The sequence below is a fragment of the Actinomyces succiniciruminis genome, from assembly GCF_900002405.1.
Taxonomy (GTDB): domain Bacteria; phylum Actinomycetota; class Actinomycetes; order Actinomycetales; family Actinomycetaceae; genus Actinomyces; species Actinomyces succiniciruminis.
The window spans coordinates 141,909-167,580 of the sequence record NZ_LK995540.1 but is presented as its reverse complement, the minus strand read 5'-3'; the positions used below and the strand labels follow the sequence as shown (position 1 = coordinate 167,580).

Annotated in this window: 28 protein-coding genes and 3 tRNA genes; 13 read left to right on the top strand and 18 right to left on the bottom strand. The window is 68.8% G+C overall.

Annotation, left to right across the window (positions count from 1 at the left end; translation table 11 throughout):
- Positions 1-3: 3 nt before the first annotated feature.
- The 11 genes from BN1056_RS13220 to BN1056_RS13170 form a co-directional block, all read right to left on the bottom strand.
- Complete coding sequence (locus BN1056_RS13220) at positions 4-183, bottom strand: hypothetical protein (RefSeq protein WP_210581924.1); 180 nt, start codon at positions 181-183, stop codon at positions 4-6.
- Positions 184-198: 15 nt separating this feature from the next.
- Complete coding sequence (locus BN1056_RS13215; protein WP_210581922.1) at positions 199-423, bottom strand: TIR domain-containing protein; 225 nt, start codon at positions 421-423, stop codon at positions 199-201.
- Position 424: 1 nt separating this feature from the next.
- A complete protein-coding gene (locus BN1056_RS13210; RefSeq protein WP_210581920.1) occupies positions 425-1,171 on the bottom strand; it encodes a DUF2786 domain-containing protein in 747 nt (248 codons plus the stop codon).
- Entirely contained in the window at positions 1,168-1,461 is a 294-nt protein-coding gene (locus tag BN1056_RS13205; protein WP_210581918.1) for a hypothetical protein, read from the bottom strand. The genes BN1056_RS13210 and BN1056_RS13205 overlap by 4 nt, the downstream gene beginning before the upstream one ends.
- Before the next feature lie 2 nt (positions 1,462-1,463).
- Entirely contained in the window at positions 1,464-1,670 is a 207-nt protein-coding gene (locus BN1056_RS13200) for a hypothetical protein (protein WP_210581916.1), read from the bottom strand.
- A gap of 13 nt (positions 1,671-1,683) precedes the next feature.
- Positions 1,684-2,097, bottom strand: a complete 414-nt coding sequence (locus tag BN1056_RS13195) for a DUF6248 family natural product biosynthesis protein (RefSeq protein WP_210581913.1) — start codon at positions 2,095-2,097, stop codon at positions 1,684-1,686.
- A gap of 124 nt (positions 2,098-2,221) precedes the next feature.
- Entirely contained in the window at positions 2,222-2,461 is a 240-nt protein-coding gene (locus tag BN1056_RS13190; protein ID WP_210581911.1) for a hypothetical protein, read from the bottom strand.
- Positions 2,462-2,574: 113 nt separating this feature from the next.
- Positions 2,575-2,772: a hypothetical protein gene (locus tag BN1056_RS13185; RefSeq protein ID WP_210581909.1), complete on the bottom strand. Its 198-nt coding sequence runs from the start codon at positions 2,770-2,772 to the stop codon at positions 2,575-2,577.
- A 253-nt stretch (positions 2,773-3,025) separates the two neighbouring features.
- Complete coding sequence (locus tag BN1056_RS13180; protein ID WP_210581907.1) at positions 3,026-3,283, bottom strand: GlsB/YeaQ/YmgE family stress response membrane protein; 258 nt, start codon at positions 3,281-3,283, stop codon at positions 3,026-3,028.
- Between the two features lie 1,124 nt (positions 3,284-4,407).
- On the bottom strand, positions 4,408-5,802 hold the full coding sequence (locus BN1056_RS13175) for a GntP family permease (RefSeq protein ID WP_210581905.1): 1,395 nt from the start codon (positions 5,800-5,802) through the stop codon (positions 4,408-4,410).
- A gap of 49 nt (positions 5,803-5,851) precedes the next feature.
- Complete coding sequence (locus BN1056_RS13170; RefSeq protein ID WP_210581903.1) at positions 5,852-6,373, bottom strand: gluconokinase; 522 nt, start codon at positions 6,371-6,373, stop codon at positions 5,852-5,854.
- Positions 6,374-6,596: 223 nt separating this feature from the next.
- Here BN1056_RS13170 and BN1056_RS13165 point away from each other — a divergent pair, with 223 nt between their 5' ends.
- Positions 6,597-7,313, top strand: coding sequence for a FadR/GntR family transcriptional regulator (locus BN1056_RS13165; protein ID WP_210581901.1), 717 nt, complete (start codon positions 6,597-6,599; stop codon positions 7,311-7,313).
- Between the two features lie 71 nt (positions 7,314-7,384).
- Here BN1056_RS13165 and BN1056_RS13160 read toward each other — a convergent pair whose 3' ends face one another.
- The 4 genes from BN1056_RS13160 to BN1056_RS13145 all read right to left on the bottom strand — a co-directional run bounded on the left by BN1056_RS13160 (position 7,385) and on the right by BN1056_RS13145 (position 11,657).
- The gene (locus tag BN1056_RS13160) at positions 7,385-8,419 is read right to left on the bottom strand and encodes an AEC family transporter (RefSeq protein ID WP_210581898.1); all 1,035 of its coding nucleotides are present in this window, start codon (positions 8,417-8,419) and stop codon (positions 7,385-7,387) included.
- Positions 8,420-8,437: 18 nt separating this feature from the next.
- Positions 8,438-9,433, bottom strand: coding sequence for an endonuclease/exonuclease/phosphatase family protein (locus BN1056_RS13155; protein WP_210581895.1), 996 nt, complete (start codon positions 9,431-9,433; stop codon positions 8,438-8,440).
- A 62-nt stretch (positions 9,434-9,495) separates the two neighbouring features.
- Positions 9,496-9,951, bottom strand: coding sequence for a peptide-methionine (R)-S-oxide reductase MsrB (msrB, locus tag BN1056_RS13150; protein ID WP_210581893.1), 456 nt, complete (start codon positions 9,949-9,951; stop codon positions 9,496-9,498).
- Between the two features lie 113 nt (positions 9,952-10,064).
- Positions 10,065-11,657 (bottom strand): mechanosensitive ion channel family protein, encoded by a 1,593-nt coding sequence (locus BN1056_RS13145; RefSeq protein WP_210581891.1) that lies wholly within the window; start codon positions 11,655-11,657, stop codon positions 10,065-10,067.
- A gap of 275 nt (positions 11,658-11,932) precedes the next feature.
- On the opposite strand from BN1056_RS13145, the gene BN1056_RS13140 reads away from it, so the two are divergent.
- The 7 genes from BN1056_RS13140 to BN1056_RS13110 all read left to right on the top strand — a co-directional run bounded on the left by BN1056_RS13140 (position 11,933) and on the right by BN1056_RS13110 (position 20,122).
- Complete coding sequence (locus BN1056_RS13140) at positions 11,933-12,286, top strand: PadR family transcriptional regulator (RefSeq protein ID WP_210581889.1); 354 nt, start codon at positions 11,933-11,935, stop codon at positions 12,284-12,286.
- A gap of 104 nt (positions 12,287-12,390) precedes the next feature.
- Positions 12,391-13,473, top strand: a complete 1,083-nt coding sequence (locus BN1056_RS13135; protein WP_210581887.1) for a permease prefix domain 1-containing protein — start codon at positions 12,391-12,393, stop codon at positions 13,471-13,473.
- 772 nt (positions 13,474-14,245) lie between these two features.
- Complete coding sequence (locus tag BN1056_RS13130; RefSeq protein WP_244671719.1) at positions 14,246-15,532, top strand: ABC transporter substrate-binding protein; 1,287 nt, start codon at positions 14,246-14,248, stop codon at positions 15,530-15,532.
- Positions 15,533-15,639: 107 nt separating this feature from the next.
- Positions 15,640-16,734: a carbohydrate ABC transporter permease gene (locus tag BN1056_RS13125; RefSeq protein ID WP_244671718.1), complete on the top strand. Its 1,095-nt coding sequence runs from the start codon at positions 15,640-15,642 to the stop codon at positions 16,732-16,734.
- The gene (locus BN1056_RS13120; protein ID WP_210581885.1) at positions 16,731-17,663 is read left to right on the top strand and encodes a carbohydrate ABC transporter permease; all 933 of its coding nucleotides are present in this window, start codon (positions 16,731-16,733) and stop codon (positions 17,661-17,663) included. The genes BN1056_RS13125 and BN1056_RS13120 overlap by 4 nt, the downstream gene beginning before the upstream one ends.
- Entirely contained in the window at positions 17,660-19,096 is a 1,437-nt protein-coding gene (locus BN1056_RS13115; protein ID WP_210581883.1) for a GH1 family beta-glucosidase, read from the top strand. The genes BN1056_RS13120 and BN1056_RS13115 overlap by 4 nt, the downstream gene beginning before the upstream one ends.
- Positions 19,097-19,108: 12 nt before the next feature.
- A complete protein-coding gene (locus tag BN1056_RS13110) occupies positions 19,109-20,122 on the top strand; it encodes a LacI family DNA-binding transcriptional regulator (protein ID WP_210581881.1) in 1,014 nt (337 codons plus the stop codon).
- Positions 20,123-20,600: 478 nt separating this feature from the next.
- On the opposite strand, the gene BN1056_RS13105 is transcribed toward BN1056_RS13110, so the two are convergent.
- The 3 genes from BN1056_RS13105 to BN1056_RS13095 all read right to left on the bottom strand — a co-directional run bounded on the left by BN1056_RS13105 (position 20,601) and on the right by BN1056_RS13095 (position 20,892).
- A tRNA-Phe gene (locus BN1056_RS13105) sits at positions 20,601-20,673 on the bottom strand.
- A 47-nt stretch (positions 20,674-20,720) separates the two neighbouring features.
- A tRNA-Asp gene (locus BN1056_RS13100) sits at positions 20,721-20,794 on the bottom strand.
- Between the two features lie 25 nt (positions 20,795-20,819).
- Positions 20,820-20,892, bottom strand: a tRNA-Glu gene (locus BN1056_RS13095).
- A gap of 162 nt (positions 20,893-21,054) precedes the next feature.
- On the opposite strand from BN1056_RS13095, the gene BN1056_RS13090 reads away from it, so the two are divergent.
- From BN1056_RS13090 to BN1056_RS14870, 5 genes are all read left to right on the top strand, one after another.
- Positions 21,055-21,444 (top strand): metallopeptidase family protein, encoded by a 390-nt coding sequence (locus BN1056_RS13090; protein ID WP_210581879.1) that lies wholly within the window; start codon positions 21,055-21,057, stop codon positions 21,442-21,444.
- A 64-nt stretch (positions 21,445-21,508) separates the two neighbouring features.
- Positions 21,509-22,678: an ABC transporter ATP-binding protein gene (locus BN1056_RS13085; protein ID WP_244671717.1), complete on the top strand. Its 1,170-nt coding sequence runs from the start codon at positions 21,509-21,511 to the stop codon at positions 22,676-22,678.
- Positions 22,679-22,704: 26 nt separating this feature from the next.
- Complete coding sequence (locus BN1056_RS13080) at positions 22,705-24,042, top strand: ABC transporter permease (protein WP_210581877.1); 1,338 nt, start codon at positions 22,705-22,707, stop codon at positions 24,040-24,042.
- Positions 24,043-24,171: 129 nt separating this feature from the next.
- Complete coding sequence (locus BN1056_RS13075) at positions 24,172-24,783, top strand: NAD(P)H-dependent oxidoreductase (protein WP_210581875.1); 612 nt, start codon at positions 24,172-24,174, stop codon at positions 24,781-24,783.
- A gap of 167 nt (positions 24,784-24,950) precedes the next feature.
- Positions 24,951-25,672: ABC transporter transmembrane domain-containing protein (locus BN1056_RS14870; RefSeq protein ID WP_244671716.1), on the top strand; the 722-nt coding region annotated here is incomplete at its 3' end.

The window sequence follows — 25,672 nt, the reverse complement described above, 5'->3', positions numbered from 1 at the left end:
GAGTCACCGGGCGAGGAGGACAGCGAGGTTGACTAGGGACAGGCACGACGCGACGTCGATGAGGACCAATGTCGTGATCGTTGTGAGACGCATCTCCGGCACATTCCGCATGGCACGGATGCCGACCACGTTTGCGGCGGTGCCGACGATGACGACGATGACGGCGAGGATGATGGGAATCATGTCTGTGGCTGCCTGTCAGAACGGAGGCTCGTTGCCGAAGCTCGTCTCGGGACCTTCGGGCGGGATCGGGTGCTGTCGGCGGGGGTTGGCGATCACGAGGTTGTCGGGGCCGAGCTCGGTGAGCATCTGGATGGCATCGGCCTGCCAATCGGGGCAACCCGTGATCCCACCGGCTAGAAAGATCTGGGGGTGCCCGTGGTTGTGGGGGTCGGTTTCGGGGGTGACGACAGTGATGGTCATTTCAGGCTCCTCGGAGGGTGTTGTGCTGGGTGGGGTTGCCGAGGCCGGAGTTCCATCCGTCTGCTCGGCCGGCGGCCTGGGCGCGCTCGTCGAGATCGAGTTCGGCACCGTCTCTGAGGTCGAGGGCGTCCATGTAGTCGCTGACGCGCTGGGCGCGGTCGCGGACGGCGAGGGCGGTGCCGGTGTTACCGGCCGTGGTTTGCTCGTCGAGGGTTTGCTGGCGGGTGGTGCGGATGCGGTCGGCGATCCCGTCGGCGTAGGCGGTCAGGTAACCGTCGCGGACGCGGCGGCGGGTCTTGTCCTTCATGGGCTTCCACCTGCGGGGGTTATTGGTGCGCCAGTTGGTCCAGCCGGCGGCCGCCTGCACCATGTATGCGCTTGCGAGGGGCTTGAGCCATTCGAGGTCGGCGCGGGCTGCGACGACGTGGAGGACGATTCCGGGGTCGCCGGTGCGGCGCCGGTAGTCGGTGTAATAGGTGTTTGCGTTGGCGGCGCGGGCGATGCGGTTGATGGCGTTTGACAGTGCTCGTGATGCGGTGGTTGTGCCTCCGGGGATACGGATTTCGGCGGTCGTGATTTCCTCTTCGCGGCTGTCGCCGTCGTCGGTGTCGTCGGGCAGACTGGTGATGGAATGGCGGGCCATGAGCGTGGTGGCCCTTTGCATGGCGAGCTCGCGCTCGGCCGGGCTGGCGGCTCGGTCCTCGGCGATCGCCAGTAGACGCCGGATCTGGGTTTCGATGTTGCTCATCGTCCGGTCTCCTCGGTGCTGCGCATGTGGGTGGGCAGGGTGAGGACGCCGTTGTTAGCCCAGATTCCCGGAGCGGTTTCCTCGATGGTTTGGTCGTCGAGGAGCTGGCGCTGTGCCTGGCGCACGAGTTCGGCGAGGTTGGCGAGCGTTACCGCAATATCCGCGTCGTCACCTGCGACTACAGCGAGCTTGAGGGCGGCGGCCTCGCTGGCGATGATGTCCAGGAGCGTGAGCTCCTGGCCCTGTCGGTGGATGCTGCGGGGGTTGGGGTGCTGTCGGCGGGTGCGCATGGTCAGGCGGCCTCTTTCGGGGTGCGGGTGGTTGTGGTCTGGATGGTTCCGGTTTCGATGAGCGCCTGGACGGTCTCGATCTCGGTGAGGGTGTCCTGCATGGTGGTGTCGCCTGCGGCGACGCGGTCGCGCACGTGGGCGGCCATTTCGTCGAGGGCCTCCATGACGATGAGCTGTTGCTGAAAGTTGAGTGTGGTGGCCGTGGTCATTGCGGGTTCTCCTTCAATTTGTTGCAGGGTCGTTGAGGAAGTCGTAGATGGTGGTTTGCCTGCCCTTGTGAGGGTCGGCTGGCGGCTGGTTGAGGGCGCCGTGGTGGCCGGCGAGGTAGCAGTTGCAGCGGCCGTCGTGGCGGACGCCGGTCTCCCAGACCTGCCAGCTTTCGGTGCCGCCGAGGTTGGGGACGCCTTTGTCGGGCCAGGTGAGCCAGCCTGCGGGTACGTCGGCTCGGTCGGCCGCCCACTGTGCGTTGTTCGGCTTTTCGTAGGGGCAGTCGGTGTGGTGGCCAGCGGAGCAGTGTCCGCATGGCCCGTATTCGCATGGGCACGTGGTGAGCACGGCGGGAACGCTTCGGTAGGTCTTGCGCATGGCTTTGGTCCATGCGTGCTCTCGGACCCATGCGGCTTCGGCGTTGGTCATGCGCCCGCTAGCGCTAGCGGCGCTAGTTGTACTAGTCGGGATAGTTGCGCTAGTTCGGCTGGGTGTACTAGTCCGACTAGCCGTGTGGGTGCTGGTGATCCGGTGGGTGGTCATGGTGGGCACCTCAGTCCAGGGGGAGGCGCCCGACGGACGGGTCGCGGTAGGCGGGGATCATGGGCGGCATGGGCTCGGGGATGGCGAGCCGGGCCAGCTGGCGCATCTCGTGGGGCAGCGTCTGCCGGGACGCAGCCGCCCTCGTAGCGAGCCGGTGGGTGGCGAGCACGCCGAGGTGCTCAAGCCACGCGGTAAGCCGGTCAGCGAGAGTGGGAACTTTTAATCCGAAGGTCGTGGGTTCGAGCCCCACGGGGGGCACCAGCGACAAGCCGCACCCACATACTCCCCGCCGTCACACCCCAAAGTGCGAAACACCCGTAGCCGAGTCCGCTGTGCGCGCGGCACCGGGAGAGGCCCCGGCGACTACGACCAGAGCCGGCGAGCTACCAGCAGCGCGATGACCGACGCCAGCGCGACCACCCCTGCGGCCGGAATCAGGAAAGGCACCACCGCGACGTCGGCGCCGCCCTCCGCTAGTAGCTCGATGGCCCCTTCGAGGAGCGTCAACGAGAGCACGGCGAGCAGCACGCCGATTATATTCGTGACAACGGCAGTAGTCACCGACCGCATCGTCCCCTCCTCCTTATGTGTACTTTCCCGTCACCCAGTATTCCGGCCAGCTGCAACCAGCGCGACCGTCCGGCAAAGCGGACGGAAAATGTTGGCCGACCCTATTCTGGCGCACAGCCATATGGGGCCTAACAATGACCTCGATTACGCGGGCCACGCAATTTAATGCCGGCACGCGGCGTGGCGAGGGGCCTACATGCCGCCTCGCCACGCCCACGCCCACGCCCACGCCCACGCCCACGCCTCACCGCCTACGGGCGACGGCCAGGTAGATGTAGATCGCGATCATGGCGGCGATCAGCGACAGGAGCCAGCGGATCCAGTCGATACCTGGGGTTGCGTCCACGCCGAGCACCCCCGCGAGCCAGCCGCCAACCAGTGCACCCACGGCCCCCAGCACGATGGTCCACAGAATCGACAGATTCTGGTCACCCCGCATAATCAGCCTGGCCAGGGCGCCGATAATGCCGCCGAATACGACCATTCCAATGAGCTCACCCATGACGCATTCCCTTCATCTAGTGCGAAACGATGCACTCAACGCCGCAATCACCGCGTGGAGTACCGGCGCCCTAAACGCCTGGAATCAACATACACCAGGAATTCCCCACTGTGAGACCGCTCTCCCCCGGATGCATTAAAGCAACCGCCCACACATGCTTTTCCCGTCACCTTCCCACGTCGTTCCGGCCTGATCTCCAGGAAATGCACACCTTCCAGTCCGAATCTCAATGAATCCTGAGGGCCGGGTGGACCCGCCCCGGCCGCCGCGGGTTATCGGCGTGGGCGCAGTGCTTAAGTTCGGGCCGCTGGTTGGTACGGTGCGGTAAAGCCAGGAGGCTTGCCCCTGGGTGGCGGTTGGTGTGCCTGTCCCGGTGGCGCGATGGGTGAGGTTGCGCAGGGGTGGACCACGGTGGATCAGGCGCGACGGCTCGCATGTTCGGGTCGACGGTTCGTGTGTTCCGGTCGACGGTTCGGCACATCCGACGACGGTTCGTGGGGTAGGTGTACGAACCGTCGTCGCTCATGCCGAACCGTTGCTGCTACCTGACGAACCGTCACTGAAACGCACGGACCGTCCACCCCGACACCGCCCAGACGCCAGCCCGACGCCGCCCTCCGCCGGCCCGACAACGTCCTCATCAGCCCGAGAACGACCCGGGCTCGGCCAAAACGTCCTCATCAACCCCAAACCCTCCCGAATGTGGAGGGTTTGGGGATGAAAAGGTCGTACTCGGCAAACCGACACCCGCCGAACACGACCTCGTCAGCCCGAACACGACCTCATACGCCCGGCGACGACCTCCCAAACACAACCCCATCAACCCAAACACGTCCTCGCCAACCCGAGAACGACCTCGCCATCCCGACGTCGTCCTCCCACACCCGAACACGACCACAACACCGCCGGCGTCGGCTTCACCACCGGCCCGAAAACGACCTCCCACACCCGAACACGACCACCACACAACAACCCGCAGGCCCGAACCACCACCCCCCCCACAAACACGAACAGCCCCTACACGCCGATAACCGGCCGACGCCGACAAGAATGCCCCGCCCGGTCATGACGACTGGGCGGGGCGGCACCCCGACGCCTGCGCACGGTGGCGCCGGGTTTGCCCGCTACAGCACCCCCAGAGGCAAGGCGATCAGCATGATGACCAGCATTGCCGTTACCGACAGGATCGTCTCCATGAGCGACCAGGTCTTGAAGGTCTGCCCCACGGTCATGCCGAAGTACTCCTTGACCAGCCAGAACCCGGCGTCGTTGACATGCGAGAGGAACACCGAGCCCGCACCGATGGCCAACACCAGCAGAGCTGTTTCCACGGGCGGCATGGTCTGTGCCAGCGGCGCCATGATCCCGGCGGCCGTGATGGTGGCGACGGTGGCCGAACCAGTAGCCAAACGCACGGCTACCGCGACCAGCCAGCCCGCCAGCAGTGCCGGCACAGCGGCCTGCTCGATCCAGGTGGCGATGATGGTGGCGATGCCGGAGTCGATCAGAGTCTGCTTGAAACCGCCACCGGCGCCCACGATCAGCAGCACGCCCGCAATGGGCCCGAGCGCACCACCGACACGGGCGGAGATCTCGTCGGCGGTGTCACCCATGCGCACGCCGAATACGAGGATCGCCACCAGCACGGTCAGTAACAGGGCCACGATGGGTTGTCCCAGGAACAGGGCGAAGTGAACGATTGGGCTGTTGGAGCCCTCCGGCGCCGCCGTTTCGACCACCGTGCGCATGAGCATCAGCAGCACCGGCAGCAGCACGACGCCGATGGACACCCCGAAGGAGGGCCGTTGGCCGGTACGCTCCTGCTCGCTTCCGCCGAGCGGCTCCGGCGCCTCGATCGGCACCCAGCGGGCCATGAGGCGGGCCGACAGCGGACCTGCGACGATCACCGTCGGTATCGCGATGAGCAGACCGAAGCCGAGGGTGATGCCGAGGTCGGCGCCGACGGAGTCAATGGCGATGAGTGGCCCGGGGTGCGGAGGCACCAGGCCGTGCAGTGCGGAGAGCCCGGCCAGGGCGGGCACGCCCACGAGCACGAGCGGCTGGTGCGCCCGCCGGGCCACGATCATCACTACGGGGATGAGCAGGACGATGCCCACCTCGAAGAACAGCGGGATGCCGACGACGAAGGCGATCAGCGCCATGGCCCAGGGGAGCCGGTTCGCCGAGGTGTGCCCCAGGATCGTGTCGACGATCTGGTCGGCGCCGCCGGAGTCGATCAGCAACTTGCCGATGATGGCACCGAAGGCGATGAGAGTGCCCACGTCTCCGATGGTGGAGCCCAAACCGGAGGTAAAGGCGGTGAAGGTGTCGGTCAGCGGAATGCCGGCCACCAGGGCGAGTACGGCCGATCCGAGGGTGAGCGCCAGGAAGGGATGGACCTTCTTCCAGACGATCAGGACGATGATTGTGGCGATGCCGACCAGCGCGGCGAGGATCAGCTGCAGGTCGCTGCCCGCGTGCGGCACGGCGTCTGCAGCAGCCAGGATTGTGTACATCATTGTCTATGTCTCCGTGGCGAAGATGTGTGTGAACGGGGGATGGCCGCGGTCAGGCCGGCGCGGCGGCCTCGAGCGCGGTAAGGATCGCTTCGAAGGTCTCTTCGGGGGTGGCACGCGAGACCACGGTGACGCCGTCCTCGTCGTCGGCCAGGGGCTCGAGGGTGGCGAATTGCGATGGCAGGAGGCTCGGGGGCATGAAGTGCCCCTCTCGGTGCTCCATGCGCTCGCGCAGCTCATCCTGCTCGGCGACCAGGTGGATGAAGAAGACGCGCCCGTCCGCCTGGGAGAGCAGGTCCCGGTAGGCCCGTTTCAGTGCGGAGCAGGTGACGATGGTCTTTGTGCCACTGGCCGCCTGCTCGCTCATCCAGTCGCGTAGGGACTCCAGCCAGGGGCGGCGATCGGCGTCGGTCAGCGGCACGCCCTGGGACATCTTGTCGATGTTCGCCTGCGGGTGGAAATCATCCGCCTCGGCCACTGGCCAGCCCAACGCGGCATGGAGATTGGCCGCGGCAGTGGTCTTTCCGCAGCCTGCGACGCCCATAAGCACCAGATGCTCGACGGGTTGTTTCATGGTGGCCTCCTAGGACTTCTTTGTCGACCATGCGTACTACGATTATGCGCGCTTAGGTGCTATTTTTAAATAGGTCGTAAGTCCCGAAGATGAACTTGCGGCGCACTCACCTCCCGCGCCGGGAACCTTCGCGGGACCATGCCGATGCCGCTATGATCGCGATTCCAAGCCAGTTGGGGCCGCCACCGGCGACGCCACACAACCACTTGCCTCAGGAGCGCCCATGTCAGCCTCAGCCCTGCGCGGCGGCGTACTCGACGCGCTCGGCGCCGCGATTGTCTCGGGCCAGGTGCGCCCGGGAGAGGCGCTCACCCTGGAGTCCATTCAGACGCGTTACGGCGTCTCACGCACGCTCGCCCGCGATTGCGTGCGCACCCTGGAATCGGCGGGCCTGGTCGAGTCACGCCGCCGTACCGGCGCAATCGTGCGTCCACCACAGGAGTGGGCCGCGTTGTCCCCGCTAGTGATTCACTGGCAGCTGGCGGTATCCCCCGACGGCCCCAAGCTCGGCGCACTCACCGAGCTGCGCGCCGCCATTGAGCCCGTGGCCGCCGCGGCTGCGGCCCGGCGCGCGACCGAGCCGCAGCGCACCGAGCTGTTGCGCCTCGCCACCACCATCCGCGAGCGCGGGCGCACGGGCGAGGTCGCTTCGTATCTCGACGCCGACATCGCCTTCCACGGCCTGGTACTGGAGGCCAGCCAAAACGACACCTTCGCGGCGCTGACGGACGTGGTGGCCGAGGTTCTCACCGGGCGGACCCGGCTGGACGGCGGACTGCAGGCGCCCAAGCCGGAAGCACTCGAATTGCACGTCCAGGTGGCCGAGGCGATCGCCGCGGGAGACTCCCGGGAGGCCGAACGCTGCATGCGCGAAATCGTGGCGGAGGTACGCGACGTGCTGCTGGAACGCGGGCTGCGGGGATTCCTCACCACAACCTGACGCTTGGCCCGCCCGCCGACTCACCCGCGGCGCACCGTTGCTGTGCGCAGGCCGGCGGCATCGGCAGCGGGTCACAGCACCGCCGCGGCGAGCAGCACCACCGGCACGAATCCCGCCGTCGTGAGCAGCACGGCGTCGCGGGCGAGCGGCTTGGCCACCCCGTAGCGGGAGGCGTACATGAACACGTTCTGCGCCGTCGGCAATGACGCCGTCGTTACCGGCATCAGCAGCGCGGCGCCGTGCAGCCCGGCCGCCAGCCCCAGCCCCACGGCCAGGCCGGGGACGACCAGCAGCTTCCAAGCCACGGACCAGCGCAGGGCGGTGCGGCTGGCGGCGTCGTGCACCGGCTCGGGCGGCACGTTGACGACGCGGGGCGCCGCTCCGCCCGTGCCTTCAGCGCCACCGGCCCGGCCGGGCTTCGGCGCGCCGGCCACGTTCTGCGGCGGCCGCAGCCGGGAGGCGGCCAGGCTCATGCCCAGCGAGAGCATCATCAGCGGCACGGCGATCCGCCCCAGCGTGTCGAGCAACTCGGCGAGGTGCCCACGCAGGGCGGCATCCAGGTCGAAGCCGCTGAGGTTGACCAGGACGCCGACCAGCACGGCGAGCACCAGCGGGTTGCGCAGCGGCAGGGTGTAGGTGGCGAAGCGGGAGGGACTGCCGCGGCGGGTCACGGCATCCAGCACGGTGAAGGCGAGCGGCGTGAGTACCAGCAGCTGCAGCAGCAGGATCGGGGCGACCGCGGTGGCGTCGCCGAGCACCAGTACCAGCACCGGTATGCCCAGATTGGCGGCGTTGACGTAGGCGGAGGCGAGCGCCCCGATCATCGCCTCGGCCACCGGCCGGTGCAGCAGGCAGCGGTGCACGCACCATGCGGTCACCAGTCCCAGCAGTTCAGCCCCGATGGCGACGGCGGTGCCCAGGGAGGTGACGGCCGCGAGGTCGGCGCCGGCGAGGGTGGTGATGAGCAGGGCGGGGGTGGCGGCGAAGAAGCACAGTCGGGTCAGGACGGTGTCGGATCCCACGGGCACAGCCCCGGCGCGCACCAGCACCCAGCCCACCGCGATGACGACGGCGAAGACCGCCAAGCCCCCGATGACATCCGACACGCCCCCACCTTATGCGCTTTAAACGGCTGTCTCGAGGTCGATCCAGGTGCCGGCATGGTCGGAGACGACGAAGGCGCGGGCCCCACCGCCGACGGCGCACAGCCGGGGCCCGACCGGCAGACCGCCACCGGACGCGGCCGCCTCCGGGACGGCGGTTTCGCTCGCCGTCGGCGACGGGCCGTTGGCGGCGGGCCCCGGGTCGGTGAGGAAGTGGTCGATGCGGCGAACGGGGCGGGCGGCGGGGAAGGTGGGCCCGTCGCCGAGCATCCGCGCCACCCCGAGGGCCGCGACCTGATCGGCGAGCAGGTTGAGGTCGCCGGCCAGCAGGTGGGGGCCGGGGAGGGCGGCGAGTCCGGACCAGGCCGCGGCGAGCTGCCTTGCGGCGGTGTCGGCGCGGGTGGCCAGATGAGTGACGCCCAGATTGAGCGCGTCGACGCCGGGCAGCACCCCCTCCGGCGGCTCCAGTCGACCGACCAGCAGATTGCGGGCGGTGGCGGTGAATAGACGATAGGAGCGCGGGTCGACCGGACTGCCACGGCGCAGGAGGGTGGCCGGACCACGCCCCAACCGCATCACCCGCCAGACGGTGACGGGGTACCGGCTCAACAGCGCGTTCCCGAAGCCGACCGGACCCTGGCCGAGCCAGGCGCGGGCGGGGCCGAGCACGTCGTCGCCGGGGCCGGTCAGGGCGGTGCGCAATGGGCGACGGCGCAGCCCGGCGACGGGGCCCGCGTAGGCGGCGGCGAAACGGCGGTAGCGCCACCCGAGCAGCTCGGCGAGGGTTGCCGCCTGGTCCAGCCGTCCGGAGCGGGCCTGGCCGAGGTCCACCTCTTGTAAGGCGATCACGTCGGGGGCGAGCTCGGCGATCTCCTCCGCCAAGGCCGCCAGCACGGCGCGGGCGGTGGCGGGGTCGTGGATGTCGGCGCCGGCCAGTGACCCACTGACGGCGGTTCCGTCGCCCGCGCCGGCGCCGGGCTGACCGTGTTGCAGGTTCAGAGTCAGCACACGCAGCACGTTGGCCTCCTATTGGCGCTACCGGTATCGAGCCGCGGTATAGGCGCTCCCCCGGGCCGGGTCTAGGCCTCGGCGGAGTCCAGGTCGGGCTCGAAGCTCAGGCTAACGGAGTTCATGCAGTAGCGCTGGCCGGTAGGAGTGCTGGGGGCGTCGTCGAAGACGTGCCCGAGGTGACTGTTGCAGGCCGCGCAGCGCACCTCGGTGCGCACCATGCCGTGCGAGGTGTCCGTGGACAGCACCACGGCGTCGGTGCGGGACGGGTCGTAGAAGGAGGGCCAGCCGCAGTGGGAGTCGAACTTGGTGGTGGACCGGAACAGCTCCGCCCCGCAGGCACGGCACCGATATATGCCCTCGCGATGCTCGTCGAGCAGTTCCCCCGTGTAGGGGCGCTCGGTGCCGGCCTCGCGCAGTACGTGGTACTCCAGCGGGCTGAGCGCGGCCCGCCACTCGGCGTCGGTGCGCGCGACGGCCGCGGGGTCGAGGCGCGGGCCAGAGTTCGTGTTTTCAATGGCGGTCATGGCGCCATACTGGCCCGGCCGCAGCGGGCCGACAACCCCGCCCCGGCGTGGATAGTCTCACCTGAAGAGCTGGCGGGGCTGGGAATACCAGCGGTGCTGCTTCACCCTGCGCCTCAGTCGTCGTCGGCATCCGTGCTGGACTTGCCGATGCCGAGCTTGCCGGTGGCGGGCGAGTTCGCGTCCAGGTAGGCCTGCTGCTCCTGGGTGGAGATGACGCCGGTCGCCTCGTCGGTGTCCGCCGCCGGGCGGGCGGGCGTGTCGGAGCCGTCGGCGACGGCACCGTCCTGCGCCGCATCCCGGGCGAGTATGCGCCGGCGCCGCACCTTGTCCCGGCGGGCGCGGCGGAGCTTCGCCCGTCCCTTGGCGACGGCGCGCAGGCGTGCGGCCTCGATCGGGTCGTCCGCAATGGGGCGCTGCACGGCCGTGGTCTCCCCCACCGGCTCGACGCCGTCGGCGTTCGGTTTTTGCAGGGTGACGAGCTCCTCGGCCAGGCGAGCCACCTTCTCCGGCGTGGGGTCGTGGGCGACGTCCACGTTGTCGACCTCCACGCGGGTGCGCGGCAGGGCGTAGGGGGCCTCCCGCTGCAGCCAGGCGACCAGCTCCTCGCGCAGTTGGCACTGGAGGGTGAACACGTCGGCGTTGTTGGCGCCGGAGACGGCCACCCGCACGGTGACTGTGCCCGCGGAGGTATCGGTGACGTCCACGGAGGCGACCCGCCCGTCCCACACGGACGAACCGGACAGGATCCGTTCCACCTCGGCGCGCAGGGCCGCCACCGGCGCGCGCCAGTCCAGGTCGATGGTGAAGGTGCCGGTCAGCTGACTGCCGCGGCGCGACCAGTTGGCGAAGGGGTTCTGAGTGAAGTAGGTGGAGGGGAAGATCAGACGCCGCCCGTCCCACACGCGCACCACCACGTAGGTCAGGGTGATCTCCTCGATGAAGCCCTGCTCGTCGTTGACCACCACGACGTCGTCCACGCGGATAGCGTCGGTGGTGGCCAGCTGGATGCCAGCGAAGAGATTGCCCAGGGTCGACTGGGCGGCCAGGCCGGCGACGACCGAGACCAGTCCGGCGGAGGCCAGCAGGGAGGCCATGGCCACACGCGCCGAGGGGAAGGTCATGGCCACCCCGACGAGCCCGCAGATCACGATGATGAACTCCGCCACGCGCCGCAGCACCTGCGCCTGAGTGGTGATGCGCTTGGTGCGGTCGACGTCGCCGTGGGCGCGCACCCCGATCACGATGGAGGACTCCACCGCCTTGGCCACTCCCACCACCACCCAAGTGGCGGACAGGATGATGCCGATCACCAGGGCGTGGAGCACGAACTGCGCCCAGTCCGGCTGAGAGAGGTCGAAGAAGGCGATCTGCCCGCCGATGAAGGCGCCGCTCAGTGCCGCCAGCACGTACATGGGGTTGCGGCAGAAGCGGATCAGCTCGGCGTACAGCGCCCGGCGCTGCCCCATGACCCGCAGGACGACGACGAGTATGAGTACCAGCGCAATGCCGATGAGCGCCCCAATGCCCGCCCGCCAGGCCAGCGCGAATACGTCGGCGGTGGCCTCCACGACCGCCTCGGCGGCGTCGGCGGCGCCTTCGGTGGCCGAAGACGTGGCGGAGTCGCTGGGATTATCGGCGCTCAGGACGGCGGTCAGCGCCGTGAGGGTGCGTGCTGGTGCGGCTAGTGCCGCGGGTGCGAAGGCCATGTGCCCAAGATTAGGGCCCGGCGCTGTGCCCGAGCTGTGTAGGTCCGGGACACGGCCGTCATTCACATCACTGCGGTTCCGGTCACTCGGGCGCTGGCCGCGCCACCGTCAACCGGTGACCAACGGTAGGCCCGTACCCGAAGAACAGGGGTTGCCCCAAGTGCGCCACATACACCACTGGACGTACTACGTCTGTCGTAGTACGTTGGACGTATGAACAGGCACCGCACCCCGGCCCCGACCCCCAGGGCCGGAGCACCCCGCGGAAGGTCGTCATGATTAGCGCCGACGCCATCCGCGGCTACATCGATCTGATCGCGCTCACACTGTTGCGCGACCGCCCCTCCTACGCCTACGAACTCGCCAAGACCATCGCCGAGGTGGCCCAGGGGCAGTACACGATCAAGCAGACCACGCTGTACTCGGCCCTCAAGCGTCTGGAGTCGGCGGGGCTGGTCTCCTCCTTCGCCGATACCAGCGAATCGGGTAAGCCTCGCACCTACTACCGGCTTACCGAGGCCGGGAACACCCACCTGACGGACAAGCTCGCCGAGTGGGAGGACACCAAGGCTCTCATCGACCGCTTCGCGCAGCGCACTCACAACCCAGATACGTCGACGTCGCCCTGACCGCACAATCACCGCCCCAAACAGATGCCACACCAGACAACCCGCCCGCAGCCGATCCGGCCAGCCACCCGCCCGGCCAGATCCCAGACAGACAAGGAACCCTGATGGACACCATCGACACCTTCCTCGAGGCCATGTTCGCCCCCTACCCGGCCACCCCGCGCCTGCTGGAGGCCAAGCGGGAGCTCCACGCCATGATGGAGGACGCCTACGCCGACGCCGTCGCCTCCGGGAAGTCGCACAACGAGGCGGTCGGCTCGGTAATCACCGACTTCGGAAACCTGGAGGAGCTGGCACCCGTGCTCGGCATCCTTCCCGACATTCGCGGCGCCGGCGACGCGTCGGCAGCCGAGGCCGCCGACGCGCCCGCCGCGGCTCCGACCACGCCCGATACGACGCCGTCGGAGTACCCCGTCATTACGCTGCCGGAGGCCCAGGCGCTCGCCGAGGCGCGGCGCAGCACCGGCACCCTGCTCGGCAATGGCGTGGCCCTGTGTGTGCTGGCGGCGGTGCCGCTGTTCCTGCTCCCCGGCCTGTCGCGGGACGACGGCCTGGGTCTCATCCCCCTGAACGAGGACCAGGCAGCAGCAGTAGGCCTGGTCCTCACCCTCGCGGTGGTAGCGACTGCCGTGTCCCTACTCCTTCGCCGTCATCAGGCCTTCACAGGCCTGACCCATCTGACGGACGGCAAGTTCACGCGCAATCCGGTGGTGTCCGCCTGGGCCGCGCGGTTGCGCCTGGAGCATGAGGGAGTGCGGTCGCGAGCGCTGAGCATCGCCGTCGCCCTGTGGATCATGGCTCCAATCCCCACCGTGGGGGCAGGCATCCTATTCCAGGAGTCAGCCGACCGCTCCGGGCCGCCGTTGGGACTAGTCCTCACCCTGTTCATGGTCGCGGCCGGGCTGCGTATTTTCCTGCCGACTACCTGGGCCGCCATGACACATACAACCATCACCGAGGAGGGCCGCCCCGCCGACGCCGCGCCCACCTGGCGAAACCCCGGAGACTCCCCGTTCATTGAAGCGATCGCCGGGCCGTACTGGATCGGGTGTGTAGTCATCTTCCTGGCGTGGTCCTTCATCTCCTCCGACTGGGGCATCACCTGGATGCTCTGGCCGATTGCGGGCGTCCTGTTCGGCGCGATCGCCGCAGGTGAGGCCGGTCTGCGCTCCTGGCGCTCCCGCTGAGCCGTCCGGACTCGCTACTGAGGCGCCCGTCGCCGCCACACCCGGGAGCGGCCGGGGTTTTGAGCGTGACCGTCGAGGGCGTCGGGACCTCCGGCCGGCTTGGGCGGATGCCCACTTGGGCGCCGAGTTGTTGAGCCGTCTTATCACCGCGTCTGGCGGGGCCGGAAGCCGGGTACGTCTGCCACGCCTACGGACGCGGGCCCACGCCATCGACCGCAAGCAAGCGGATTGTCGGCGCGGACGCGTTGCTTCGGGCCGGCGTGTCGCGGGGTGTTGCAGGGGTGCCAGCGGCAGTGCGACCGGACTTCTTCATCGGGGCCTGACAGATCAGTCAGGGCCCTGCCCGCGGGAACCGTGTTCCCACCGCCTGCGTGTTTACCCGCGGATGTCAAGCACCTCCCCGGAATCACCCACCAGGCGTGCTGACAGTTCATACGTTCGGGGCGACGACTCGTCAGGAGCACGAGTTCGCGTCAGGAACACGAGTTTTAGAGATTTGCACGTGCCCTGCGCCCGCAAACCTCCAAAACACGTGTCTTTGCGAGGAACTCGTGTACGAGACAAGGCCCAGCGCCCGAGGGAAGAGCCGCACGACAGCAGACCTGCCCGATGACGACCGCCCAGACACCGCGAGTGGACGCCGTGGCGAATGTGTGCCATGATTAACCCACCCCTTGAGAGCGCTCTCATGCAAGGGAGGCCAACCCAAGAGCGCTCTCAAACGAACACCGCGGCGCAGTGCTGCGCCACGCATCCCAACAAAGGAGTCATCGTGTTCAAGAAGCAGGCCATGGCCGGCCTCAGCGTCCTCGCCGTCGGCGCGCTAGCCCTCGCCGGCTGCGGCTCGGGAGGCTCCGAGTCCTCAGGCACGGACGCGGACGGCCAGATCACCCTCACCATCGCCACGTTCAACGAGTTCGGCTACGACGATCTGCTCGACGAGTACATGAAGCAGAACCCGGGCATCAAGGTTGTTGAGAAGAAGGCCGCCACCTCCAACGAGGCCCGCGACAACATGAACACCCGCCTCGCCGCGGGTTCGGGCCTGGCCGACGTCGAGGCCATCGAGATGGACTGGCTGCCCGAACTCATGCAGTACTCCGACCAGTTCGTCGACCTGTCCTCCGACTCGGTCGCCGACCGCTGGCCCGAGTTCAAGACCGCTCCGGCCACCACCGCCGACGGCAAGCTCATCGGCTACGGCACCGACGCCGGCCCGGAGGCCGTGTGCTACCGCGCCGACCTGTTCGAGCAGGCCGGCCTGCCCACCGACCGCGACGAGGTCGCCGAGCTTCTGGACGGCGACTGGGGCAACTACTTCGAGGTCGGCAAGCAGTTCGTCGACGCCACCGGCATTCCGTGGTACGACTCCGCGACCGGCACCTACCAGGGCATGCTGAACCAGATCGAGAACCCCTTCGAGAACGACGACGACACCGTCATCCCGCTGGAGTCCAACACCACGATCCGCGACACCTACGACACGATCCTCGAGCAGTCCGACGCCGGGCTGTCCGCAGGCCTGTCGCAGTGGAGTGAGGACTGGGTCAACGCCTTCCAGAACGATGGCTTCGCCACCATGCTCTGCCCGCCGTGGATGCTCGGCGTGGTCGAGGGCAACGCCGCGGGCGTCGAGGGCTGGGACGTGGCTCCGGTCTTCCCCGGAGGCGGCGGCAACTGGGGCGGCTCCTACCTGACCGTTCCCACCCAGGGCGAGCACCAGGAGGAGGCCAAGGCGCTGGCCGACTGGCTGACTGCCCCCGAGCAGCAGATCACGGCCTTCCAGACGAAGGGCAACTTCCCCTCGCAGACCGCGGCGCTGGATGACCCGGCCCTGCTGGAGTACAGCAACGAGTTCTTCAACGACGCGCCGATCGGCCAGATCTACTCCGACATGTCCAAGAAGATCGAGATCTCCCCGTACAAGGGCACGAACTTCTTCGCCATCACCACCGTCGTCACCGACGCGCTCACTCGCGTGGACGTGGACGGCACCGACGATGCCGACTCCTCCTGGGACAAGGCGCTGAGCGAGTTCGACCAGCTCGGGCTCGAGTAGCGCCCGCAGGCACCCGCACATGCTCGTGGCGCGGCCCGGTACCGCGGAAACCCGCGCGCCGGACCGCGCCACGACATTTCCCGACCGCTGACCGGAAAGGATCGGCAATGACGTCAGCAGCAATCTCGACGCGGGACCGCCGGACCGCGCCCACCCCACCGACGCGCTCGCAGCGGCGCGGGTCCATGTCCCGGCGGGACAAGCTGGGGCGCCTCGACTTCGTCGTCTCCCCGTACCTGTACATCGCCCCGTTCTTCATCGTCTTCGCCATCACCGGTCTGTACCCACTGCTGTACACGGCCTGGGTCTCATTCCACAAGTGGCACCTGATCGGCGGCGACCAGGGATTCACCGGGCTGGACAACTACATCAACGTGGTGCACCAGCCGAACTTCTGGATCGCCCTGCGCAATACCTTCTCCATCTTCCTGCTCTCCAGCGTGCCGCAGATCATCCTGGCCATCTTGATCGCCTACGTGCTCAACACCAACCTGCGGGCCAAGACCTTCTGGCGCATGGGGGTGCTGCTGCCCTACGTCGTCGCCCCGGTGGCCGTGTCAATCATCTTCTCCAAGCTCTTCGCCGACCAGTCCGGCATGATCAATGCCATCATCGGTCACATCGGGATCGGCCCGATCGGCTGGCACGCCTCGGCCTTCTGGTCCCACATCGCGATCGCCAACATGGTCAACTTCCGCTGGACCGGCTACAACGCCCTGATCATCCTGGCGGCCATGCAGGCCATCCCCCGTGAGCTGTACGAGGCGGCCACGGTCGACGGCGCGGGCCGCATGCGGCAGTTCTGGTCGGTCACCATCCCCCAGTTGCGCTCCACGATCATCTTCGTGGTCATCAACTCCACCATCGGCGGCCTGCAGATCTTCGACGAGCCGCGCATGTTCGACACCATGGGCAACGGCGGCGCCGACAACCAGTGGCTGACGCTGACCATGTACCTGTACCAGCTGGGTTGGGGACCGCAGAAGAGCTTCGGCCGGGCCTCGGCGGTCGCCTGGATCCTGTTCCTGATCATCCTGCTGTTCGCCTCGCTCAGCTTCATGCTCACCCGGCGCATCTCCTCCTCGGGCACCGCCCCGGCCAAGAAACGCCGGCGGCGTCGGCCGGGCCGCGAGCGCACCGGATCCAGCAGCCGGGCCAGCACCGGCATCGCCAGCAGCAGCACGGAGGGAGTCTTGTCATGAGCAGCAACGAGCCGTCGTTGGCAATGATCGAGCAGACGGCGGGCAAGCGGGCCGCCCGCGTGGCCGCCCGGCGCCGCGCCAGGCAGGCGCACCGGGGCTTCGGGCCGGACCGCCGCCCGGGACCGGTGGGCTACATCTTCCTGATCGCCGCCGTCCTGATCAGCGCCTACCCGCTGTACTTCGCCTTCCTGCTGGCCACCTCCAACGCCGCCGAGATCGCCAAGCACCCGATCCCCTCGCTGATTCCTAAGGGGGACCTCATTGACAACATCCACCGGGTGATCAACTCCGGCATCGACCTGTGGGGAGCCTTCCTGAACTCCCTGATCGTCTCCCTGATCGTGTCGCTGTCGGTGGTGTTCTTCTCCACGCTGGCCGGCTACTCCTTCTCCAAGCTGCGCTTCCGCGGCCGCGACGGTCTGCTGACCTTCGTGATCGCCACCATGGCCGTGCCCGCGCAGCTGGGTGTGGTGCCACTGTTCATCGTGATGGCCAAACTGGGGTGGACCGGGCAGCTGGTCGCCGTGATTGTGCCGGCGATGGTCTCCGCCTTCGGCGTGTTCTGGATGACCCAGTACATCCGCGACGCGCTGCCGTACGAGTTGATTGAGGCGGCGCGGGTGGACGGGGCCTCCATGTTCCGCACCTTCTGGTCGGTGGCGCTGCCGGCGGCCCGGCCCGCCGCGTCCATGCTTGCCCTGTTCACCTTCGTGGGCTCGTGGACGAACTTCTTCTGGCCCTTCATCGTGCTGGGGGCGAAGAACCCGACCCTGCCGGTCGCTCTGCAGCTACTGCAGGCCTCCTACTTCAAGGACTACTCACTCATCATGGCGGGCGTGGTTGTCGCCACCGTGCCGCTGCTGATCCTGTTCGTCTTCGCCGGACGCCAGCTGGTCTCCGGCATCATGCAAGGAGCTGTTAAGGGATGACCGCAATCACCTTCCCGCCCGGATTCCGCTGGGGCGTAGCCACCGCCGCCGCCCAGGTCGAGGGCGCCGCCCACGAGGACGGCAAGGGCGACTCCATTTGGGACGTCCTGTGCCGTCGCCCCGGCGCCATCGACGACGGTTCCACCGTCGAGGTCGCCTGCGACCACTACCACCGGGTCGACGACGACGTCGCCCTCATGCAGTCGCTGGGCCTGCCCACCTACCGCTTCTCAGTGTCCTGGGCCCGGGTCATGCCCGACGGGCACACGGTCAACGAGAAGGGACTGGACTTCTATGCGCACCTGGTCGACGCCCTGCGCGCGGCCGGCATCGAGCCGTGGCTGACGCTGTACCACTGGGACCTGCCGCAGGCCCTGCAGGAGGAGGGCGGCTGGACCGCCCGCTCCACCGCCGAGGCCTTCGCCGACTACGCCCGGGCCGTTTACGCACGCCTGGGCGACAAGGTGGACATCTGGACCACGCTCAACGAGCCCTGGTGCTCCTCCTTCCTGTCCTATGCGGGCGCGGAACATGCGCCCGCGGTCAACGAGCCGGCACAGGCGGTCGCGGCGGTCCACCACCTCATGCTGGGGCACGGTCTGGCGGTGCGGGCACTGCGGGAGGCCGGGGCCGCCGCGGGCCGCAGCCCGCGCATCGGCATCACGCTGAACTTCTCCCCCGCCCACCCCGCCGACCCGTCCAGCCCCACCGACCGGGACGCCGCCCGCCGGGTGGACGGCACCCAGAACCGCCTTTTCCTGGAGGCACTGATACGCGGCGCCTACCCGGCCGACGTCGTGGCCGACATGGCCGTCTGGGCGGACATCCACGACTGGGTGCGCCCGGGGGACATGGAGGCCATCAGCGAGCCCATCGACGTGCTGGGGGTCAACTTCTACAACGGTCAGACCGTGGCCGGGCCCGAGCCGGGTCGGCTGTTCGGCGGGCCGGAGGCGGGCGCGGGAGCGTCGTCGAATGTCGGCTCGGAGAATGTGCGCGCGGTGCCGCAGGACCTGCCGGTCACGGATATGGGCTGGCAGGTGGAGCCCCACGACCTGTATGAGCTGCTGCTGCGGCTGGACCGCGAGTACACCTCGACGGCGGGCCCGGACGCGGCCGGCATCCCGATCGTCATCACGGAGAACGGCGCCGCCTACCGCGACCAGCCCGACGCGCACGGACGGGTTGAAGACCTGGACCGTCTGGCCTACATCCGCGACCACCTGGTCGCCGTGCACGCTGCCATCGCCGACGGCGCCCGCGTGGAGGGGTACCTGGTGTGGTCGCTGATGGACAACTTCGAGTGGGCCCGCGGCTACACCAAGCGCTTCGGCATCGTCCGGGTGGACTATGACACACTGGAGCGCATCCCCAAGGCGTCGGCCGACTGGTTCTCCGCGGTGGTGCGCAACAACGGCTTCGACTTGGAATGACGGGAGGCTCCCATGCGCTCGTCCGACAGGGTCACATTGGAGGACGTGGCCCGTGCCGCCGGGGTCTCCCGGGCCACCGCCTCACGGGTGGTCCGCGGGGACACCGGCGTGACCGCCAAGAAGATGAAGGCCGTACGGGCCGCCGTCGACTCACTGGGGTACATCCCGAACTCGGCGGCGCGGGCACTGGTGTCCCACCGCACCGGCACGGTCGCCGTGGTCATCCCGGAGCCGGACCAGATGATCTTCTCCGACCCCTTCCTGACCCAGACGGTCCTGGAGATCTCCAGCGCCCTGGACGCGGCGGACATTCAGCTGGTCATGGTCTTCGCCGACCAGGCCGGCCATGGCCGCCGCGCCGCCAAGTACCTGCGCAACGGCTCGGTTGATGGGGCGATCGTCATCTCCCATCACCGCTTCAGCGGGCAGGTGGAGGCCATTGTGAGCACCAACATCCCGGTGGTGTTCATCGGCCGACCGGTGTCCCGGCAGACCCATAACAGTTGGGTCGACTTGGACAACGTCTCCGCCGGCAGGCTCGCCGCCGTGCACCTGCTCGACCGGGGGGTGCGACGGCCGGCGATCATCACCGGCCCGCTGGACATGGTGGCCGCACACGACCGCTTGCGGGGCTTCCGGGACGTAATGGCCGGGGAGGGCATCGACCCGCTCCTGCTGGAGGGCGCATTTACCTCCGACTCCGGGCGCGCAGCCGGCGAGGCGCTGGCGCCACGGATCGAGTCCGGTGAGGTCGACGGCGTGTTCGCATCCTCGGATCTGATGGCGCTGGAGGCGCTCAGGGCCTGGCGCGAGCGGGGACTGCGGGTGCCCGACGACGTCGCCCTGGTCTCCTGCGACAACACACCCCAGGCGGCGGCTGCGGACCCGCCGCTGAGCTCGATCGACAATCCCACCGATGTGCTCGGACGGACCGCCACCGACATGCTGCGGTCGATCCTCGATGAGACCTGGGACGGGCAACCGGTGCTGGTGCCGGCCCGGCTGGTGGTGCGGGGATCCTGCTGACATGCCGGCTGGGGATCAAAGGCATTCGCGGAATTGACACCACGCTACGAGCCCCGCCCCGGGACAGAGCGCGGCCAAACGCATCCGGGGTCCGAGCCACTGACCCGCCTCGTGTTTTGCACGACCTCGGGCCGCGTTCCACGACCTTGGTGCCTGTTGCACGACCACCCCGGGGTCGTGGAAAGCGCACCAGGGTCGTGCAGTGTCACCCAGGGTCGTGCAAAGCCACCCCAGCCCCGACGCCGGACACCACCACCCACACAAGAGCCCGGCCGAACGAACCAGCAGGCAGACCACAACACGCCCCAACCACACACATCCGCGCTGACGACCCGGCCTCCCCACGACACGCCGACCTAAAGCACCACGTTCGCGCCGATAACCCACACACTCACACCGACAATCCCCTGTCGACGGTACGGAACCGGCGAAATGAGCGAAGCCCCCGGGACCTTGTGGGTCCCGAGGGCCATCGCCGTGGCTCCGACCGGCGTCGATCCGGTGACCTTTCGATTTTCAGTCGAACGCTCTACCAACTGAGCTACAGAGCCTAGGTGCGCGATCGCCCAGCCGTTTCCGACTGAGCGACCCGCATCCGCGACCTCGACGGGACTTGAACCCGCGACCTCCGCCGTGACAGGGCGGCGCGCTAACCAACTGCGCCACGAGGCCAATATGTCATCACTTACGTGAATCGTACCCCCAACGGGATTCGAACCCGTGCTACCGCCGTGAAAGGGCGGGGTCCTAGGCCGCTAGACGATGGGGGCCCGGTGCCCTTGGCGTCGTCGCGCCTTGAACCGGGATGTACGGTATTGGGACGGGACCCGTCTGCGCAAATCTTACGGGCGTGACTCTGCTCACCGCCCGCCGAAATCCCACAGACACCCTCACCCAAACGGCCGCTTGCCCACGCATGGCAGGCTGTTCCCATGACCCCGGTCCACCTGTCCGACGCCGAGTTCGAGTCCGCCGTCGCCGACGCCCTGGACGCCATCCCGGAGGAACTGGCCGCCGAAATGGACAACGTGGTGGTGCTGGTCCAGGACGAACCGGATGCGGACATGCTCGGCCCCGACGACTACGACGCCGCCGGCCGCCCCACCCTGCTGGGCCTGTACGACGGCGTGCCGCTAACCGAGCGCGACGCCGGCTGGTCCCTGGCGCTGCCCGATCGCATCCTCATCTTCCAGGGCCCGCTGCAGCGCTGGTGCCGCAGCCGGGAGGAGCTGGTGGAGCAGGTGGCGGTAACCGTCATCCACGAGGTCGGCCACCACTTCGGCATCTCCGACACCCGCCTGCACGAACTCGGCTGGGAGTAGGCGTACACATTCACACGCGGCCGCACGCTTCACCCACGGCGCGATTACGTGTGACACTACCGTTATGACCACAGTTGCACCCGGGGAATCCTCCTCGCCCGAGGCGCGTCACCTGAGTACCTCATCCACGCCGCCCCGCCGCGAGACACGTATGAGCCGCCGTCACCCGGAGGGGCTGATGGCCCACGGGCCGGTTGGGGATCCGGTCGTCACCGCCCGCAACCTGTCCAAGCTCTTCGGCAGCGGCGAAAGCGCGGTCACCGCCCTGGAGTCGGTGGACGCGCACATCGCTCACGGCCGCTTCACCGCCATCCTGGGCCCCTCCGGCGCAGGCAAGACGACTCTGCTGCGCTGCCTGGCGGGCCTGGAGACCCCCACCTCGGGGACGATCATCCTCGACGACGAAGAGATTTCCCTGCTGAACCAGCGCCGTCTGACTCGCCTGCGGCGCGAACGGATCGGCCTGATCTTCCAGTCCCACAACCTCGTCCCCTCCCTGAGCGTCGTCGAGAACATCACCCTGCCGCTGACGCTGGCCCGGCGGCCCGTCGATACCGCGCGCCTGGACCGGATCGTCGACGTCGTCGGCCTGCGGGGCCGTCTCGATTACCGCCCCGACGAGCTCAGTCCGGAGATGGCCCAGCGAGTGGCCAGCGCCCGCGCACTCCTCGGCGCTCCGGCGGTGGTGCTCGCCGACGAGCCGACCGGCTCCCTCGGCTCGCCGGCCGCCGCGCAGATCCTGCGCATCCTGCGCACCGCGGTCGACGAACTGGAGCAGAGCGTCATCGTCGCCACCCATAACGCCGACGTGGCCGCCCACGCGGACACCGTCCTGTTCCTGCAAGACGGCAATATCGTTGCCGAAATGAATCAGCCGGACCGCGATCGGCTCCTGGATGCTCTACACGATCTGGGCGACGCTGCCAACGCCAACATCGGCGTCGGCAGCGTCGAGCGGGAGGTCTCGCAGGTGGAGGAGGCCTGGGCGCAACCGCTCGGCACCCGGGGATCCGCCCGCTCCCACACCCGCGGTAACCGTCCCCACGACTGGGACGATCCCGCCGAGCGCTCCCGCCCCGGCAGGTCAGCGCGCGACTACGACGCCGCTCCACACGACTGGGACGACCCCGGCGACCGTCCGGCCCGACCCGGGCGACGGCCGCATCGGGCCGCCGGCTCCGGCGGTGCCGGGGCGGACGGCACGGACCGCAACAACCCCTGGGGCTACCAGTGATCCGGGCGGCCTGGCGCGGCGTGCGCATGCGGCCCGGCCCCGCCCTCCTGCTTGCCGTGGTCGTCGCCGCGGCCACGGTCATCATGGTCGGCGCCTTCGCGCTTGTCGCCGCCGACCGGGGCGGCGGATCGGTGGTAAGCGGTCAGGCCGACCCGCTGGCTCGGGGCGGCACACATGCACTGGTGCTGGGCCTCGGCGGCTTGACGGGACTCATGCTCGCGCTGATCGTCGCCGAGGCGTTCAGTACGAGCCTGCGTCGGCGCGCTGGGGTGTTCGCGCTCCTGCGGGCGACCGGGGCGTCCACGTCGCTGCTGGTGGACACCGTGCTCCTCCAGGCGGTTGTCATCGGCCTGCTGGGCAGCGCGCTCGGCCTGCTCGCCAGCATTGGGGCGCCGCGCCTGCTCACCGCCGAACTCGCCTCGGCCCTCAACCCGACCTGGGACTCCGGCGAGGCGCTGATGGCGCGGGAGCTCGCCGCCGGCACGGCCCTATTGGCCACGCTCGTCGGCACCCTGCCGCCCGCCTTACGCGCGGCCACCGCCCCACCGGGGACGACGCCGGCCGCGCCCTCCAAACCGCAACAGCCGCTGTCGGCACGCGGCGTCATCGGCGCAGTGCTACTTGTTGTGGGCGCGTTTGGCAGCGTCGTGGTCTGGCGCGCGGATGCCCTGACTCACCGTGTCGGCGTGCTGTGGGCAGCGGCCGGAGTGTTGCTCGTCGGCCTGCTCATTGCGCTGCCGCAGGCGGTGCGCGCGCTGGTCGCCGTGTTGGGGCTGCCGGCGCGGCTGGGTTCCAGCGGCCGGCTGGCGCTGCGGCAGGTGGCGGCGACACCCCGCAGTGCGGCCGCCATCGCGGTGGCCCCGCTGCTCGCCACTGCGGCGGTCTGCGCGGGCGCGCCGCTCGCCGTCTCACTGCGCGCCACCGTGGCGGATCAGGCCGTCCCTGAACAGGCGGCTGCACAACTGGATGCACTGCCCGCGTTGCTGATCTGCGTGAGCGCACTCGCCGGTCTGTGCGCGGCCGGAGCCCTGGCGGCATCGGCCGCTGAGCGGACGGGTGAGAGTGCGCTCATGCGAGCGGTGGGGCAGAGCCGAGGCCAGCGGGCCGCGCAGCTCCTGTGTGAATTCACCCTTGCCTGCGTAGCCGGACTGGTCCTGGGCGCGGCGACCGGACTGCTGCTGGCCGGGGTGGGAGGAGCCGTGCTGGCCGACCAGGGAATTGGCGGCTTCGCGATCCCCTGGCGGCAACTGCTGCTACCGCTGGCGATCGGCTGCGGCGTCGGCGTGCTATCCGCGCTGGCGCCGGTGCTGGAGCCAGCCCCGCGAGTCGTGTCAACCACAGAACCGGACGGGGCACCTGCATAACCCCACTCCAGTCCGTTACCATGCCATTACCTTCCCGTAAGCCTGCGGTTAGATGGTCGACTCGTGTCGACTCTCGCCGCGCCCGGCCATCGGAGGTACCAGACCCGCCCGCGCCTGTTGAGGAATGCCATGGCGAAAACCACCATCTTCATCTTTCATCCCGATCTCAGCCAGTCCACCATCAACCTGCGCCTGGCGCAGGCGGCGGAGGGACTGGAGGGAGTCGAGATCCGCGACATGTACGCCCTGTACCCCGACTTCAACTTCGACGTCGAGGCTGAGCAGGACCTGCTGGAACGCACCGATCGGATCGTGCTTCAGTTCCCGATCCAGTGGTACTCCAGTCCGCCGCTGTTGAAGAAGTGGGAGGACGACGTCCTGACCTGGGGGTGGGCCTACGGCACCAACGGGGACGCCCTGCAGGGCAAGGAGCTGCTGCTGGCCGTGTCCGCCGGCGCGGTGGCCGCACACTACCGGCGCTTCGACACCCGCCGCTCGGTGACCGACGTGCTGTTCCGACGGCGTCGGCGCGATCGGGACGCCGCCTCCTCCGGCTACACCATGAACGACGTGCTGCGCCCCTTCCAGGCCACCAGCGTCATCATCGGCACCGACTACCTGGAGCCCTTCGTCACCCCCGGGGCGACGACGATGCACACAGCCGACCTGGAGGCGCGGGCCAAGGCCTACGCCCGGTACGTGACCTCGCGCAAGCTGCGCGTGCTCGACACCTACCAGTAGCGCCCGGCTCGGCCGGTGTAGGGGCCCCGACACCGGCCGGCTCCCTGCGCGGGCACCCCGGCATGGACCGGTACCCGCGCCGACGCCTATTCCCGCCTTCGAAGCGTCCCTTCCCACACCGATTGGGCGGCGCCCGTTTGCTCGGGGGCGGCTAGCCTCATGGCACCATGGCCGACTCCCGAATGCCCCGCGCCGCCGTCCGACGACTGCTGCCGCAGCCCGACGCCCCGCTCCCCCACCCGCCCGCCGGCACGTCACCGGGGAGACTGCTGCGCTGGCTGCTGCGCCGTGCCGCCCCACCGCTGGCAGTCGCCACCGCCGCGGCGATCGTCTCCAGCATCATCCAGGCGATCGTGCCGTCCTTCCTCGGCGCCGCCCTGGACGCGGGCATCGAGCACGGGCTGAACGGCCGCGTGTGGGCGATTGCCCTGACCCTGCTGGGGCTGTTCGTGGTCTACGCGGTGGGTGACACCCTGCTGTCCTACTTCCGTGTGCACGGGTGGATGCGAATCAACTTCGACATCACGCGTCTGGTGGGGCGGCAGGTGTCCACCACCGGCGCCGACTTGCCCCGGCAGGTCTCCTCCGGGGAGGTCGCCTCAATCGTCGCCTCGGACGCCCAGTACATCGGAAACTTCGCCGAGCGGCTGCCGGAGCTGATCGGGTCCGCCTGCGCCTTCCTGGTGGTGGCGGTGGTCATGCTGAGCACGTCAGTGCGGTTGGGCGTGATCGTGCTGGTGGGGATGCCGGTGGTGGCGTGGGCGATCACGCCGGTAATCCGGCCGTTGCAACGTCGCCAGTCGGTGCAGCGGGAGGCACAGTCGGCACTTACCACCATCACCACCGACACGGTGGCGGGTCTGCGGATTCTGCGCGGGATCGGCGGGGG